General features: G+C 70.1%; 1 protein-coding gene. It reads right to left on the bottom strand.

The window, feature by feature from the left end; all coding sequences use genetic code 11:
* Positions 1-853: hypothetical protein (locus ABD974_RS17110; RefSeq protein ID WP_345304557.1), on the bottom strand; the 853-nt coding region annotated here is incomplete at its 3' end.
* Positions 854-870 lie beyond the last annotated feature (17 nt).

Genomic DNA, 870 nt, shown 5'->3' with positions numbered 1-870 from the left:
TCACCGGGCTACCGCCCAGGGTGTCGTTGACCAGCACCGAGGCCGTCGTCGCACCGCTCGCCCCGTTCACCGGGCCGTAGCTGTCGTTCACCGCATCGATCACCGCCGCGCCCACCGTGACCGTCACGGTCGCGGTGTCGCAGTTGGTCGGGTTGAGGACTTCGCAGATCCGGTACACCAGCGTGTACGTGCCCGCCGGCGTGCCCGGGGCCACGTTCACCGCACCCGTCGCCGGGTTCAGGGTCACGTTCGGGTTCGTCGTCGAGACCTGGCTCAGCGTCACCGTCGCCAGCGTCGCCGGCGCACCGTTCAACGTGTCGTTGACCAGCACGTTCGCCACCGCCGTACCGCCGGTCGCACCGTTCGCCACCGTGCCGGTGTCGTCCACCGCGTCGATCGGGGCTGCCGCCACCACGACCGTCGCGGTCGCCGTGTCGCAGTTCGTCGGGTTCAGCACTTCGCAGATCGTGTACGGATAGGCGTACGTGCCCGCCGTCGTGCCCGGCGCGATCGTGATCGTGCCGTCGGCGTTCATCGTGATCGCACCCGCGGCCGGCGTCGGCGCCGCGCCAGGAGTCAGCGTCACGTTACCGCCCACGCCCACGCTCACCGGGCTACCGCCCAGGGTGTCGTTGACCAGCACCGAGGCCGTCGTCGCGCCGCTCGCACCGTTCACCGGACCGTAGCTGTCGTTCACCGCATCGATCGCCGCCGCGCCCACCGTGACCGTCACGGTCGCGGTATCGCAGTTCGTCGGGTTGAGCACTTCGCAGATCCGGTACACCAGCGTGTACGTGCCCGCAGGCGTACCCGGGGCCACGTTCACCGCACCCGTCGCCGGGTTCAGGGTCACGTTCGGGTTCGTCGTCG

It is taken from the genome of Lysobacter hankyongensis (assembly GCF_039543145.1).
Lineage (GTDB): Bacteria > Pseudomonadota > Gammaproteobacteria > Xanthomonadales > Xanthomonadaceae > Lysobacter_I > Lysobacter_I hankyongensis.
The sequence above is the reverse complement of the archived record's forward strand: the minus strand, read 5'-3'. Positions and strand labels throughout refer to the sequence as shown.